The sequence below is a fragment of the Quadrisphaera sp. GCM10027208 genome, assembly GCF_042658805.1.
Lineage (GTDB): Bacteria > Actinomycetota > Actinomycetes > Actinomycetales > SCSIO-59966 > SCSIO-59966.
This window is the reverse complement of sequence record NZ_JBHSRC010000004.1, coordinates 10571-24325: the sequence shown is the minus strand read 5'-3', so window position 1 is coordinate 24325 and position 13755 is coordinate 10571. Positions and strand designations below refer to the sequence as shown.

The 13755-nt window shown below is 71.8% G+C and carries 14 protein-coding genes; 7 read left to right on the top strand and 7 right to left on the bottom strand.

Annotated features, from left to right (window positions below; all coding sequences use genetic code 11):
* Window positions 1–17: 17 nt before the first annotated feature.
* The 4 genes from ACFP6A_RS07805 to ACFP6A_RS07790 all read left to right on the top strand — a co-directional run bounded on the left by ACFP6A_RS07805 (window position 18) and on the right by ACFP6A_RS07790 (window position 2239).
* A complete protein-coding gene (locus ACFP6A_RS07805) occupies window positions 18–272 on the top strand; it encodes an ArsR/SmtB family transcription factor (RefSeq protein WP_379603222.1) in 255 nt (84 codons plus the stop codon).
* On the top strand, window positions 262–1017 hold the full coding sequence (locus tag ACFP6A_RS07800; RefSeq protein ID WP_379602950.1) for an aquaporin: 756 nt from the start codon (window positions 262–264) through the stop codon (window positions 1015–1017). Before ACFP6A_RS07805 ends, ACFP6A_RS07800 begins: the two co-directional genes overlap by 11 nt.
* A 50-nt stretch (window positions 1018–1067) precedes the next feature.
* A complete protein-coding gene (locus tag ACFP6A_RS07795) occupies window positions 1068–1718 on the top strand; it encodes an arsenate reductase ArsC (protein WP_379603221.1) in 651 nt (216 codons plus the stop codon).
* Between the two features lie 98 nt (window positions 1719–1816).
* On the top strand, window positions 1817–2239 hold the full coding sequence (locus tag ACFP6A_RS07790; RefSeq protein WP_379602949.1) for an arsenate reductase ArsC: 423 nt from the start codon (window positions 1817–1819) through the stop codon (window positions 2237–2239).
* 9 nt (window positions 2240–2248) lie between these two features.
* On the opposite strand, the gene pstB is transcribed toward ACFP6A_RS07790, so the two are convergent.
* From pstB to pstS, 4 genes are all read right to left on the bottom strand, one after another.
* Window positions 2249–3028 (bottom strand): phosphate ABC transporter ATP-binding protein PstB, encoded by a 780-nt coding sequence (gene pstB / locus ACFP6A_RS07785; RefSeq protein WP_379602948.1) that lies wholly within the window; start codon window positions 3026–3028, stop codon window positions 2249–2251.
* Between the two features lie 25 nt (window positions 3029–3053).
* Entirely contained in the window at window positions 3054–4142 is a 1089-nt protein-coding gene (gene pstA, locus ACFP6A_RS07780) for a phosphate ABC transporter permease PstA (RefSeq protein ID WP_379602947.1), read from the bottom strand.
* A gap of 3 nt (window positions 4143–4145) precedes the next feature.
* Complete coding sequence (gene pstC, locus ACFP6A_RS07775; RefSeq protein WP_379602946.1) at window positions 4146–5087, bottom strand: phosphate ABC transporter permease subunit PstC; 942 nt, start codon at window positions 5085–5087, stop codon at window positions 4146–4148.
* A 130-nt stretch (window positions 5088–5217) separates the two neighbouring features.
* The gene (pstS, locus tag ACFP6A_RS07770; RefSeq protein WP_379602945.1) at window positions 5218–6357 is read right to left on the bottom strand and encodes a phosphate ABC transporter substrate-binding protein PstS; all 1140 of its coding nucleotides are present in this window, start codon (window positions 6355–6357) and stop codon (window positions 5218–5220) included.
* Window positions 6358–6584: 227 nt separating this feature from the next.
* Between pstS and ACFP6A_RS07765 the strand changes: the two genes are divergently transcribed.
* The 3 genes from ACFP6A_RS07765 to ACFP6A_RS07755 are packed head-to-tail and all read left to right on the top strand — an operon-like array spanning window position 6585 to window position 10155.
* On the top strand, window positions 6585–7949 hold the full coding sequence (locus tag ACFP6A_RS07765; protein WP_379602944.1) for a hemolysin family protein: 1365 nt from the start codon (window positions 6585–6587) through the stop codon (window positions 7947–7949).
* The gene (locus ACFP6A_RS07760) at window positions 7942–8988 is read left to right on the top strand and encodes a hemolysin family protein (protein WP_379602943.1); all 1047 of its coding nucleotides are present in this window, start codon (window positions 7942–7944) and stop codon (window positions 8986–8988) included. Before ACFP6A_RS07765 ends, ACFP6A_RS07760 begins: the two co-directional genes overlap by 8 nt.
* A 51-nt stretch (window positions 8989–9039) precedes the next feature.
* On the top strand, window positions 9040–10155 hold the full coding sequence (locus tag ACFP6A_RS07755) for an AI-2E family transporter (protein WP_379602942.1): 1116 nt from the start codon (window positions 9040–9042) through the stop codon (window positions 10153–10155).
* 10 nt (window positions 10156–10165) lie between these two features.
* Here ACFP6A_RS07755 and ACFP6A_RS07750 read toward each other — a convergent pair whose 3' ends face one another.
* The 3 genes from ACFP6A_RS07750 to ACFP6A_RS07740 all read right to left on the bottom strand — a co-directional run bounded on the left by ACFP6A_RS07750 (window position 10166) and on the right by ACFP6A_RS07740 (window position 13625).
* Complete coding sequence (locus ACFP6A_RS07750) at window positions 10166–10339, bottom strand: CsbD family protein (protein ID WP_379602941.1); 174 nt, start codon at window positions 10337–10339, stop codon at window positions 10166–10168.
* Between the two features lie 110 nt (window positions 10340–10449).
* Window positions 10450–11424 carry an NUDIX domain-containing protein gene (locus ACFP6A_RS07745; RefSeq protein ID WP_379602940.1) on the bottom strand — a complete coding sequence of 325 codons (975 nt, stop codon included), beginning with the start codon at window positions 11422–11424 and terminating at the stop codon, window positions 10450–10452.
* A complete protein-coding gene (locus ACFP6A_RS07740; RefSeq protein WP_379602939.1) occupies window positions 11421–13625 on the bottom strand; it encodes an RNA degradosome polyphosphate kinase in 2205 nt (734 codons plus the stop codon). The genes ACFP6A_RS07745 and ACFP6A_RS07740 overlap by 4 nt, the downstream gene beginning before the upstream one ends.
* Window positions 13626–13755: the final 130 nt, after the last annotated feature.

Genomic DNA, 13755 nt, shown 5'->3' with positions numbered 1-13755 from the left:
GGGCCCTGGCGGACCCGATGAGGGTGCGGATCCTCGACCTGCTGACCGAGGAGCAGCTGTGCACCTGCCACCTCCAGGAGATCCTGCAGGCGGGGCAGACCCTGGTCAGTCACCACCTGCGCGTGCTCCGGGAGGCAGGGGTGGTGCAGGCGCACCCGCACGGTCGCTACACCTACTACGGCCTGACGCCGGACGGTCTGGACGCGTTGGCCGACCTCGTCGGACGCCTCTCCTCCGCCGCGGCCGAGGAGCCCCCCCGCCGTGCCTGCTGAGTCGGCTCCGGCGCTGCCGCGACGGCTGGTGGCCGAGGCGCTGGGGACGGGCCTGCTCGTCGCGGTCGTCGTCGGCAGCGGCATCATGGCCGCTCGGCTCTCCCCGCAGGACGTCGGCCTGCAGCTGCTGGAGAACTCCGTCGCCACCGCCCTCGGGCTCGCCGTCCTCATCGCCTGGCTGGGACCCGTCTCCGGCGCCCACCTCAACCCCGCGGTCAGCCTGGCCTCCTGGTGGTGGGGCCGGCCTGGTGGACCCCGACCGGGTACGGGTCTGAGCGGGCCGGAGGTCCTGCCGTACATCGGCGCACAGGTGGGCGGCGGGCTCGCCGGCTCGGTCCTGGCCTCGCTGATGTTCGAGCTGGCCCCCGTCCAGGTCTCCGGCACCGAGCGGGTCGGCGCCGGGACGCTGCTGGGTGAGGTGGTCGCCACCTTCGGGCTCGTGGCGCTCGTCGGCGCCCTGGTCGCCGGACGTCGCGAGCACCTGGCCGCGCCCCTCGTCGGCGCCTACATCGGCGCCGCCTACTGGTGGACGTCCTCGACGTCCTTCGCGAACCCCGCCGTCACCGTCGGGCGGAGCATCACGGACACGTTCGCGGGGATCGCTCCCGCGTCGGTCCCCCCGTTCGTCCTCGCCCAGCTCGCCGGCACGGTCCTCGCCCTGGGGGCCCTCGCCGTCCTGCACCCGGTGACCGGCGAGGACGCGCTCGTGACACCGGCACCAGCACTGGGAGATGAGACGACGTGAGCACCCAGGACGACGTGAGCAAGCAGGACGACGTGAGCAAGCAGGACGACGTGAGCACCCAGGCCTCTGGCCGCGGCTCCAGCGACAGCACGGACCACAGCGCGGTCCTGCGCCGGGTCGCGGACGACCTCGCCGCTCGCTACCGCGGGGTGATGACGAGCCAGGAGGTGGACGACCTCGTCCAGGACTCCTACCAGCTGCTCGCCCGGGGGGCGGCGGTGCGGGCCTACCTGCCCCTGCTGGCACGGCACTTCGCCGCCACCCGGATCACCGACCTGGCCCAGGTGCGCGGGCTGACCGGTCGCCCGGTGCCCAAGGTCGTGTTCCTCTGCGTGCACAACGCCGGCCGCTCCCAGATGGCCGCCGCCCTGCTCGAGCACCACGCCGGCGGCAGGGTGGACGTCCGCTCCGCCGGCTCGGAGCCGGTGGGGGAGCTCAACCCGCTGGTCGTCCAGGCGCTCGGCGAGGTGGGGATCGACCTGCGCACCGCCTACCCCAAGCCGATCACCGACGAGGTCATCCGCGCCGCCGACGTCGTGGTGACGATGGGCTGCGGCGACGCCTGCCCGATCGTGCCCGGGACGACGTACCTGGAGTGGGACCTGCCGGACCCGGCCGGTCTGTCCCTGGACGGCGTCCGCGAGCTGCGCGAGGAGCTGGACCGGCGGGTGCGGGCCCTGCTGGCCGAGCTGACCGAGTGAGCCAGCCCACGTCGTCCGGACCCGGACGACGAGCGACAGGACGCACCAGCGACATGACCAACGAGATGAACGAGACGAACGAGCGACAAGGAGATCCGATGGACCGCGTACCCGAGGTGCTGTTCGTCTGCGTGCACAACGCGGGCCGCTCCCAGATGGCCGCGGCACTGCTCCAGCACCACGGCGGTGACCGGGTCCGGGTGCGCTCGGCGGGGTCGGCGCCGGCGGACACGGTGAACCCGGCTGTCGTCGAGGCGATGGCGGAGGTGGGCATCGACATCCGCCAGGAGGTGCCCAAGAAGCTGGAGGACGAGGCGGTTCAGGCCTCCGACGTCGTCATCACGATGGGCTGCGGGGACGCGTGCCCGTTCTACCCGGGCAAGCGGTACCTGGACTGGGACCTGCCGGACCCGGCGGGCAAGGGCGTGGAGGACGTCCGGCCGATCCGGGACGAGATCGACCGGCTGGTGCGGGGGCTGCTCGCCGAGCTGGACGCCGAGCTGGACGCCGAACGCGGCTGACGCCGGCTGTCAGCCGAAGCGGCCGGAGATGTAGTCCTCGGTCGCCTTGACCTTCGGGTTCGAGAAGATCGTCGCGGTGTCGTCCATCTCGATGAGCTTGCCCGGCATCCCGGTCCCGGCGATGTTGAAGAAGCCGGTGCGGTCGCTGATCCGGGCCGCCTGCTGCATGTTGTGGGTGACGATGACGATCGTGTACTCCTTCTTCAGCTCGTCGATGAGGTCCTCGATCGCCAGGGTCGAGATCGGGTCGAGCGCCGAGGCCGGCTCGTCCATGAGCAGCACCTGCGGCTCCACCGCGATGGCTCGAGCGATGCACAGCCGCTGCTGCTGCCCACCGGACAGGGACGACCCAGGCCGGTTGAGACGGTCCTTGACCTCGTTCCACAGGTTGGCGCCCCGCAGTGACCGCTCCACGAGGTCGTCCAGCTCGGAGCGCGGCATCCGCTTGTTGTTCAGGCGCATGCCGGCGGCCACGTTGTCGTAGATGGACATCGTCGGGAAGGGGTTGGGCCGCTGGAACACCATCCCGATCTTCCGGCGGACGTCGACCGGGTCGACGGTCGGTGCGTACAGGTCCTGCCCGTCGATCACCACCTTGCCCTCCACGCGGGCACCCGGGATCACCTCGTGCATCCGGTTCAGCGAGCGCAGGAACGTGGACTTGCCGCAGCCAGAGGGCCCGATGAGCGCGGTCACCGAGCTCGGCTCGATGGTCATCGAGACCTTCTCTACGGCGAGGAACTTGCCGTAGTAGATGTCGAGGTCGGAGACGTCGATGCGTGTGGACACGGAGGGCATCCTTCGGGAGCGCTAGTCAGAGGGCGGTCTTTGGAGCGAACAACCTGGAGATCAGCCTGGCGGCGACGTTGAGCGCCATCACGATCACGATGAGGGTGAGAGCCGCTGCCCACGCCCGGTCGATGTACGGGTCACGAGGCACCCCGGGCGAGACGTACGAGTAGTAGGCGAACACCGGGAGCGTGGCCATCCGACTGTTGTCGAAGGGATTGAGGTTCACTGCTGTCGTCGTGCCGGCGACGATGAGCAGCGGAGCGGTCTCACCGATGACGCGGGCGATGGCCAGGGTGACGCCGGTGCCGATGCCGGCGATCGCCGTCGGGATGACGACCCTGGTGACGGTGCGCCACTTCGGCACTCCGAGGGCCAAGGCTGCCTCCCGCAGCTCGTTCGGGACGAGCCGCAGCATCTCCTCGGTGGACCGGACGACGACCGGGATCATGAGAACGGACAGCGCCACGGCCCCGGCGAAGCCCATCCGCACCCCGGGGCCGAAGAAGATGACGAACAATGCGTAGGCGAACAGGCCCGCCACGATCGACGGGATACCGGTCATCACGTCGACGAAGAAGGTGATCGCCCGAGCGAGACGGCCGCGACCGTACTCGACGAGGTAGACGGCCGCCATCAGCCCGATGGGTACGGACATCAGAGTCGCCAGACCCGTCACGATCAGTGTCCCGAGGATCGCGTGGTAGGCCCCGCCGCCCTCGCCGACGACGCCCCGCATGGACCAGGTGAAGAACTGCGCGTCGAACCGCGCGATGCCGTTCTGGAGCACGGTCACGATCACCGAGACCAGCGGGGTGAGCGCCACGAGGAACGCCGAGCTGACGACCACGGTGACGAGTCGGTCGAACGCCCGGCGGGGACCCTCGACGACACGCGCCCAGGTGTAGACGGTGAGGATCAGCACCACCACGGTGAGGACGACGAAGAGCGCCACCTGGAACCCGGTCAGCGACAGCACGGCGGCGGAGAAGGCGGCCGCCCCGGCGAGCACGGCCCACGGGCCCCATGGGGGCAGTTGGCGTGCTACGCCGGGTCTGCGCGATCCGCGGCCAAGGTCACTGGGTCGCAGCTGCCGGGGAGACTCGGTGGTCATGGGTCAGTTCGCTCCGGAGAACTCGGCACGGCGCGAGATCACCCAGCGCGCCAGCATGTTGACACCCAGCGTGATGACGAACAGCACGAGGCCGGTGAAGATCAGGGTGTTGACGGCGATCCCGGTGGACTCGGGGAACTGCAGCGCGATGTTCGCCGCGATCGTCGACGGGTTGCCGGAGCTGATGAGGTTGATGGTGATGCCCCCGGAGACGCTGAGCACGATGGCGACCGCCATCGTCTCCCCGAGGGCCCGGCCGAGTCCCAGCATCCCGGCGGCGATGATCCCGGGCCTTCCGAAGGGCAGCACCGTCAGGCGGATCATCTCCCAGCGGGTAGCACCCAGGGCCAGCGCAGCCTCCTCGTGCAGTTTGGGCGTCTGCAGGAACACTTCCCGGGTGACGGCCGTGATGATGGGGAGCACCATCACGGCGAGGACGATCCCGGTGGTCAGCATGGTGCGCCCGGTAGCGGACGCGGGTCCGGCGAACAGCGGGATGGAGCCGGCGTTCTCCTCCAACCAGAACCCGAGCTCGGCCAGCGGGGGAGCCAGCACCTGGACGCCCCACAGGCCGTAGATGATGCTCGGTACCGCGGCGAGCAGGTCGACGACGTAGCCGAGCCCGGCCGCCAGGCGGCGCGGCGCGTAGTGGCTGATGAACAGCGCGATGGCGACGGCGAACGGCGTCGCGATGAGCAGCGCCAGGGCCGCCGAGAGCAGCGTGCCGAACGCCAGTGGCGCCACGTAGGCGAGCACCCCGCCGTCCCCGGGGATCTCCTCGGCAGGCGCGATGATCGCGGGCCACGCCTCGACGAGGAGGAAGGCGGCCACCCCCGCCAGGATGACGAGGATGAGGATGCCGGTGCCCTTGGCGGTGCCGGCGAAGATCCGGTCCCCGGGCCGCTGCGCCGAACGGCGGGCTCGGGTGCTGGTGGTCGCGGTCACGATCCCTTCCCGGTGTGATGGATTCCGCGGGGCTCAGGCGACGGAGCATGCCACGGCGGTCCCCCGACGTGCGACGACCCGGGCAGTCACTCCTGACGAGATGACCACCCGGGCCGAGTTTCGCACGGTCTCAGCTTGCAGCGGAGATCTCGTCGAACGCTGCCTGGTAGGTCTCGCGCTGCGAGTCGGAGATGGGCGCCGAACCGGCCGCGTCGGCGGAGGTCTGCTGGCCCTCCTCACTGATCACGTAGGTGAGGAACTCCCGGACCAGGTTGGCCGTCGTCTCGTCCTCGTAGCTGGTGCAGGCCAGGTGGTAGGAGACCAGCACGATCGGGTAGGTGCCGGACTCGGTGGTGTCCCTGGCCAGGTCGATCGCGAAGCTGTACTGGGGACGACCCTCGACCCGCTCCGAGGCCTCGACCACGGCCGCGGCCGCCTCCGGGGAGTACTCGACGAACTCCTCACCGACACCGACCGCGACGGTACCGAGGTCACCGGCCTGGCTGGCGTCGGCGTACCCGATGGTCCCTTCGCCGCCCTGGACGGCGCCGACGACCCCGGAGGTGCCCTGGGCGGCCTCGCCGCCGGAGACCGGCCAGTTCCCGCTGACCTCGTGCGGCCACGCATCGGGTGCGGCGGCGGCGAGGTACTCGACGAAGTTCTCGGTCGTGCCGGACTCGTCCGAGCGGTTGACCGGCGTGATCGGCAGGTCCGGCAGGTCCACGTCCGGGTTGTCCTCGGCGATCGCCGGGTCGTTCCAGTTGGTGATCTCCTGGTTGAAGATTCCCGCGATCGTCTCGGGACGCATGTTGAGCGAGTCGATGCCCTCGAGGTTGAAGATCACCGCGATCGGCGAGATGTAGGTGGGGGTCTCGATGAGCTCACCCGGGGCGCACCGCTCCTGCGCCTGCGGGAGCTCCTCCTCGTCGAGGTAGGCGTCGGAGCCGCCGAAGTCCGTGCCGCCGGCGACGAACTGCTCCCGGCCACCGCCCGAGCCGATCGGGTCGTAGTTGACGGTCACGTCGGGGTACTCGCTGGTGAACCCGGCGATCCAGGCCTCCATCGCCGCGGCCTGGGAGCTTGCCCCCGCGCCCGCGATCGTCCCGCTCAGCTCCTGGTCGGTCTCTGCGCCGGCGTCGGTCTCTGCGCCGGCCTCGGTGTCCGTGTCGGCCGCCGGCTCCTCGTTTGCGGCGCCGCAGGCGGTCAGGCCGAGGGCCAGGATGACGGCCGCCGGAAGGAACGCCGCGCGACCCGTGATGCTGCGCTTCACGTAGCTGCCTCTCTCACGTCGTGCGATCGCGACGGGTGCCGCGACCTCTGCTGACGGGGTGGACGCTAGGGAGCGGAGGTGACGCGTCGCGGCGACATGGGTGAACGCCGAGTGAACGCACGTGGGTCATTCGTTGACCCGCTGGGCACGTGGCGGCGGCCGGAAGGTGAACCGGGCGGGTCCCCTCTAATCTGTCCCACCATGACCTCACATCCGGGGCCCTGCTGATGCCCGAGCTCCTGCTCCTGGGTCTCGCGGTTCTGCTCATCGTCGCCAACGCCCTGTTCGTCGCCGCCGAGTTCTCCCTGGTCACCGTCGACCGCCCCTCGGTGGAGCGTCTCGCCGAGACCGGGGACCGCCGGGCGGGGGGTCTGCTCGCCGCGCTGCGGCGGCTGTCCACCCAGCTGTCCGGGGCCCAGCTCGGCATCACCGTCACCTCGCTCGTCGTCGGCTACCTCGCCGAGCCGTCGCTCGGGGAGCTCCTGCGCGGGCCGCTGGGTCTCACCGGCCTGCCGGACGCCGCGGTCACGGGGACCGCGTTCACCGTGGCCTTCGTCGTCGTCACCGCCACCCAGATGGTGTTCGGCGAGCTGGTCCCGAAGAACTGGGCGATCGCCGAGCCGATGCGGGTCGGTCGGGCCGTCGCCGGGTTCCAGCGGGGCTTCACCTGGGCCGCCGGGCCGCTGCTCGTCGTCCTCAACGGGATGGCGAACGGGATCGTGCGGGCCCTGGGGATGGAGCCGGCCGAGGAGCTGGCCTCCGCCCGCAGCGGCGCCGAGCTCGTCTCGTTGGCCAGGCGCTCGGCCGAGCGGGGAACCCTGGAGGAGAGCACCGCCGAGCTGCTCGCCCGCTCCATCGAGTTCGGCGACCGGCGCGCCGCCGACGTGATGACCCCCCGGCCCAGGGTCCGGTTCGTGGAGGCCGGCCAGGCGGTCGCCGACGTCCTGGAGCTGGTGTCCGCCACCGGCCACGCCCGGTTCCCGGTCATCGAGGACGGCGTCGACGACGTCATCGGGATGGTCCACTTCAAGCACGCCGTCGCCGTCCCACCGCAGGAGCGGGCGACGCGCACGGTGCGCGAGGTGGTGCACGACCTGCCCGCGGTGCCCGCGAGCATGGAGCTCGACCCGCTTCTCGGCGTGCTGCGCCGGTCGGGCCCGCAGATGGCCCTCGTCGTCGACGAGTACGGCGGCACCGACGGCATCGTCACCCTCGAGGACCTCGTCGAGGAGATCGTCGGGGAGATCGAGGACGAGCAGGACCGGCCCGTCGGCCGGGTCCGCGAGCTGCCCGGCGGCGGCTGGGTGCTGTCCGGCCTGCTGCGCCCCGACGAGGTGCAGGACCTCACCGGGCTGCGCCTGCCGGACGCCGAGGAGTCCGACACCCTCGGCGGCCTGGTCACCGAGCACCTCGGCCGGATGCCCGCCGTCGGCGACTCGGTCGACCTCGTGGCCGCCGACGTCGAGGACCGGGACGCCGACGGCGTGCCCGCCCCCGTGCCGGTCACCCTGGAGGTGACCCGGCTCGACGGCCGCCGGGTCGACCGGCTGCGGTTCACCCGGCACCCGGTGCCGGAGGGTGACGATGAGTGACCTCACCGCCCTCGGCGTCGCCGTCCTGCTGCTCATCGCCAACGCCTTCTTCGTCGGCGCCGAGTTCGCGCTCATCTCCGCCCGCCGCACCCAGATCGAGCCTCGCGCCCAGGCAGGGTCCCGGTTCGCCAGGACCACCCTTCGGGCGATGGAGAACGTCTCGCTGATGATGGCGGGCGCCCAGCTCGGGATCACGATGGCCTCGCTCGGTCTCGGCGCGGTCGGCGAGCCCGCAGTCGCGCACCTGCTCGAGCCGCTGTTCGAGGCCGCCGGGCTGCCCGAGGGGCTCGTGCACCCCGTCGCCCTCGTCGTCGCACTGGCGATCGTCGTGACCCTGCACATGGTGCTCGGCGAGATGGTGCCGAAGAACATCGCGATCGCCGGTCCGGAGCGGTCGGCGATCGCCCTCGGACCGCCCCTGTACGCGTTCGTCACCGCGCTCAAGCCGGTCATCCTCGCCCTCAACGCGCTCGCGAACGTCGTCCTGCGCATCCTTCGGGTCGAGCCGCAGGACGAGGTGACCTCGGCGTTCACCGCCGACGAGGTCGCCGGCTTCATCGCCCAGTCCCGGCGGGAGGGCCTCCTCGACGACGACGAGCACGACCTGCTCACCGGTGCCCTGGAGTTCACCGACGCCACCGTGCGCTCCGTCGTCCTGGGCGTCGACGACCTCGTCACGGTCCCCGAGGACGTCAGCGTCGCCGACCTCGAGTCGGTCTGCGCCCGCACCGGCTTCTCCCGGTTCCCCGTCGTCGACGGCCGCGGTGACCTGTCCGGCTACGTGCACCTCAAGGACGTGCTCGGCACGCCCGCGGCCCGGCGCGCCGAGCCGTTGCACCGCAAGTGGGTGCGGCCGCTCGTCACCGTCGGGGTCGACCAGCAGCTGCGAGACGCGCTGGCGACCATGCAGGCCCGCGGTGCGCACCTGGCCCGGGTCGTCGACCCTCACGACGACCGGCTCGTCGGCGTCGCCGCGCTCGAAGACGTGCTCGAGGAGCTGGTCGGCGACGTCGTCGACGCCGGCCAGCACCGGCAGTGACATGCCGCCGTCGGTGGGCCGTGGGAGGGTTCCGCCGTGCGACGTGAGCCGATGAGACCAGACCGGGACCCGGCCAGACCGGACCGGGACCTGTGGGCCGACGGGCTCGGACGGGCCGCCGTCCGCAGCCTGCAGGTGCTCCTCGTCGTGACGCTCGTCGTCGTCGTCGCCTACGCCGGGGTGTCCCTGCGTCTCGTCGTCGTGCCCTTCCTCATCGCCACCCTGATCGCCGCCGCCGCCGCGCCGCTGGTGGCCTGGCTGGGCCGGCGAGGGGTGCCGCGAACCCTCGGGGTGTGGCTGACCATGCTCGCCGGCCTGGCCGCGATCGGCGGGACCGGGTGGCTCGTCGGCCGCGCGGTCAGCGATCAGTGGGACCAGCTGGTGCAGGGCGCCCGGGACGGTCTCGACGAGCTCGTCCGGTTCCTCACCGAGGGGCCGCTCGGGCTGAGCCAGCAGCAGCTGGACGCGGCGCTTCAGTCCCTCACCGAGCTGCTGCAGAGCTCCGGCGTCCAGTCCGGGGCGATCTCGGGTGCCACTCTGGTCGCCGAGGTGATCACCGGCATCCTCCTCGGCTTCGTGCTGCTGTTCTTCGTGCTCCGTGACGGGGACCGGATCTGGGCGTTCATCCGGCAGTTCCTGCCCCAGCGTGCCGACGACCGCTACGAGGTCGTCGCCACCCGCTCGGTCGACGTCCTCGGCGGGTACGTGCGGGGGACGGCGGTCATCGCCTTCGTCGACGCCGTCCTCATCGGCATCGCGCTCGCAGTGCTCAAGGTGCCGCTCGCCCTGCCGCTCGCCGCCGTCGTGTTCCTCGGCGCCTTCGTGCCGCTCGTGGGGGCCACCGTGGCCGGGGCGCTCGCCGCGCTCATTGCCCTGGTCTCCAACGGCCTGATCACCGCGCTCATCGTGGTCGCGGTCGTCGTCGCCATCAACCAGATCGAGGGGGACGTGCTCGCCCCGGTCGTCCTGGGCCGCAGCCTGTCGCTGCACCCACTGGCCATCCTGCTCGCCCTGACCGCCGGGACGATCCTGGCCGGGATCATCGGGGCCATCCTCGCCGTCCCGTTCGCTGCCGTGGCGTGGATGGTCGTCTCGACCTGGCGGGAGCCGCCCCCGGACGGCGAACCGCCGGAGCCGTCCGCGGATCCGTCGGAGGCGGTTCCCTGACCGGGGGTGACTACCTCTTGAAGGCGTCCTTGACCTTCTCGCCGGCCTGCTTGAGGTCGGCCTTGGCCTGGTCGACGCGGCCCTCGGTCTCCATCTCCTCGTCGCCGGTGGCGCGGCCGGCGGCCTCCTTGGCCTTGCCGCCGAGGTCCTCGCCCTTGTTGCTCAGCTTGTCGTCCATCCCCATGGCGCAGTCCTTTCGAGAGGGTCTCTCCGGCCGGTCGGCCGACCTGCTCCACGGTAGGACTGCCGGGGCGGACCGGCATCTCGATCACCCGCGGCGGGCGGCCGCCGCCGTCAGTCGCAGGGCCGGTGCCGCTCGGTGGCGACCACCCTGCCGCTGCGCCGCGACACGTGCAGCACCAGCACCTCCGCCGGCGCCAGGAACGGATCCCGCCGCGGGATGCCGTCCGCGACACCAGGGGTTGCGTTGCCGGCCAGCCCGCCGAGCAGGGTGCCCAGCACCGGGCGGTGCGTGCACACCACGGCGGACTCCCCGCGGGCCAGCAGCCGGGAGACGTATGCGCGGACCTTCGTCGGGTCCTCCCGGTGCCCGTCCTCCGACAGCCGGCCCTTGGTCCGCAACGGCGTGCCGGTCGCCCGGACGAACGGCTCGACGGTCTGCGTGCACCGGGCGGCGGGGCTGCTCACCACCCGTGCCGGGCTCCAGGCGCCGAGCAGACCGACCAGGGCCGCGGCCTGCTCGCGCCCCCGGGGGTCCAGGGGCCGCTCGTCGTCCGGGCCGGGCCACGTCGCGCGGGCGAGGGCGTCCCCGTGACGCAGCACCAGCAGCGCGTAGGTGTCCAGGATCCCTTCGGCGTCCGCGTCGAGGAGGGCCTGCAGCTGCTGGCGGTCACCGCGGCGGGTGAGCCGCTGCATCGCCTCGTCCGCACCGACCCACTCCGCACGGTCGACCTCCTGGGGCCGCGGCGGCGCCGGCAGCTCGGCGTCCGGGACGTGCGCGGCCCAGTACGCGACGTGCTTGTCCAGCGAGGACGCCAGCCGGTAGCGCGCCGGGGGCAGCGGGATGCCGAGGGTGACCCGCAGGCCGGTCTCCTCCTCGACCTCCCGGACGGCGGCCACCGCGGCCGGCTCGTCGTCGTCCAGCTTGCCCTTCGGCCACGACCAGTCGTCGTAGGCGGGGCGGTGGACCAGCAGCACCTCCAGGGTGCCGTCCGGACGACGCCGCCAGCACAGGGCGCCGGCCGCCAGGACGGTGCCGCAGCGGCCGTCCCGGCGGGCGGACCGGCCGGCGTCCTGCGCCACGGTCACGTGAGCCGCCGGGTGGCCGGCTGCCCCCGGTTGAGGTCGATGAGGTGCTGCTGAAGGTCTCGCAGCGGCTTGCCGTCCTCGTCGACGGCGTGCCGCGTCCACACGCCGTCCGGGCCGAGGTGCCAGGACGACGTCCGGTCGTCCACCGCGAGCGCGACGAGCTCGCCGGCGGTCGCGATCAGCTCGGGGTCGGTGAGTCGGACGAGCGCCTCCACCCGCCGGTCGAGGTTGCGGTGCATCATGTCCGCGCTGCCGATGTACGCCAGCGGGTCGCCGCCGTTGGCGAACCAGAACACCCGGCTGTGCTCGAGGAAGCGGCCGAGCACGCTGCGGACCCGGATCGTCTCGGACAGCCCCGGCACCCCCGGACGCAGCGCGCAGATGCCGCGGACCGAGATGTCCACCGGCACACCGGCCCGGGACGCCCGGTACAGGGCGTCGATGATCGCCTCGTCGACCAGGGAGTTGAACTTGAGCCGCACGGCGGCGGGGCGGCCGGCGCGGTGGTGGTCCACCTCCCGCTCGATGTGGTCGATGAGGCCGTTGCGCAGGTAGTGCGGGGCGACGAGCAGCCGGCGGTAGGTGGTCTTCGGTGCGTACCCGGAGAGCTGGTTGAACAGCTTGGCCAGGTCCTCGCCCACGTCGTCGTCGCAGGTCAGCAGGCCGAGGTCCTCGTACAGACGAGCGGTCTTGGGGTTGTAGTTGCCCGTGCCGACGTGGCAGTAGCGCCGCAGCCGTCCCGCCTCCTGCCGGACGACGAGACTGAGCTTGGCGTGGGTCTTCAGGCCGACGATGCCGTAGACGACGTGCACGCCTGCCTGCTCGAGCTTGCGGGCCCAGGTGATGTTCGCCTGCTCGTCGAAGCGTGCCTTGATCTCCACGAGGGCCAGCACCTGCTTGCCGGACTCGGCGGCGTCGATGAGCGCGTCGATGATCGGCGAGTCGCCGCTCGTGCGGTACAGCGTCTGCTTGATCGCCAGCACCTGCGGGTCGTCGGCCGCCTGCTCCAGGAAGGCCTGCACGCTCGTGGAGAACGAGTCGTACGGGTGGTGCAGCAGGATGTCTCGTTGCCGGATCGCCGCGAAGACGTCGCTGGGCTTGGCTGTCTCCCGGCCCTCGGTGAGCTGACGGTGGGTGCGCGGCACGAACTTCGGGTAGTGCAGGTCGTTGCGCTCGAGGTCCGCGACGTCGTTGAGCCCGCGTAGGTCGAGCGGCTCGGGCAGGTCGTAGACCTCCTTGTCGTGGACGCCGAGCTCGCGCACGAGCAGGTCCCGCACTCTGCTTTCGGCGTCTGCGGCGAGCTCGAGCCGCACCGGTGGCCCGAACCGGCGACGTAGCAGCTCCTTCTCCAGCGCCTGGAGCAGGTTCTCGGCGTCGTCCTCCTCGACCTCGAGGTCCTCGTTGCGCGTCACCCGGAACGTGTGGTGCTGCAGCACCGTCATGCCCGGGAAGAGCTGGTCGAGGTGCACGGCGATGATCTCCTCGAGGGGGACGAACCGGGCGCCGCGCCCGGTCGTGTCGACCTCCACGAAGCGAGGCAGCAGTGGCGGCACCTTGACCCGGGCGAAGTGCTCCTTGCCCGAGGTCGGGTTCTGCACGACGACGGCGAGGTTGAGGGACAGCCCGCTGATGTACGGGAAGGGGTGGGCCGGGTCCACCGCGAGCGGGGTGAGCACCGGGAACACGTTCTGCCGGAAGAACGCGTGCAACCGGGCCTGCTCGGCGTCCGACAGGTCGTGCCAGCGGACCAAGGTGATGTTCTGCTGGGCCAGGGCGGGGCGCACCGACTCCGTGAACACCCGGGCGTGGCGGGCGGTCAGCTCGTGGGCGCGCTCGCTGATCGCGTCGAGGACCTCACGCGGCTCGAGCCCGGACGCCGCGGTGACGGCGAGGCCGGTCGCGATCCGGCGCTTGAGCCCGGCCACGCGGACCATGAAGAACTCGTCGAGGTTGCTCGCGAAGATCGCCAGGAAGCGGACCCGTTCGAGTAGCGGCTGGGTCTCGTCCTCGGCGAGCTCCAGGACCCGCTCGTTGAACGCCAGCCAGCTGAGCTCCCGGTCGAGGAAACGGTCGGCGGGCAGCTCGGCCTCGTCGGCGCCGGCCGAGGTGACGGTGGCCGCACGCGTCAGCCCGGTGGAGGAGGCCCGGGTCGAGCTCTCCCCGTGCCGGAGGCGGCTGGTCCGGGTGGCCGGCTGACTCATGCCCGCATCATGACAGGCACACCCCCCACCCGCCCCGTCCCTCCCTCGGTGATCATGCAATCCCGCCACCCTGCGCGCCCCCACCCCCTCGGTGATCATGCAATCCCGCCACCCCTTCCGCCCTGCCCCC

What these genes read in the sequence shown, in the direction of transcription:
- ACFP6A_RS07760 (WP_379602943.1), top strand. Translation starts at nt 7,942, where the DNA reads ATGAGTGACCTCACCGCCCTCGGCGTCGCCGTCCTGCTGCTCATCGCC.
- ACFP6A_RS07805 (WP_379603222.1), top strand. Translation starts at nt 18, where the DNA reads ATGAGGGTGCGGATCCTCGACCTGCTGACCGAGGAGCAGCTGTGCACC.
- ACFP6A_RS07750 (WP_379602941.1), bottom strand. Translation starts at nt 10,339, where the DNA reads ATGGGGATGGACGACAAGCTGAGCAACAAGGGCGAGGACCTCGGCGGC.
- ACFP6A_RS07790 (WP_379602949.1), top strand. Translation starts at nt 1,817, where the DNA reads ATGGACCGCGTACCCGAGGTGCTGTTCGTCTGCGTGCACAACGCGGGC.
- ACFP6A_RS07755 (WP_379602942.1), top strand. Translation starts at nt 9,040, where the DNA reads ATGAGACCAGACCGGGACCCGGCCAGACCGGACCGGGACCTGTGGGCC.
- pstA (WP_379602947.1), bottom strand. Translation starts at nt 4,142, where the DNA reads ATGACCACCGAGTCTCCCCGGCAGCTGCGACCCAGTGACCTTGGCCGC.
- ACFP6A_RS07740 (WP_379602939.1), bottom strand. Translation starts at nt 13,625, where the DNA reads ATGAGTCAGCCGGCCACCCGGACCAGCCGCCTCCGGCACGGGGAGAGC.
- ACFP6A_RS07765 (WP_379602944.1), top strand. Translation starts at nt 6,585, where the DNA reads ATGCCCGAGCTCCTGCTCCTGGGTCTCGCGGTTCTGCTCATCGTCGCC.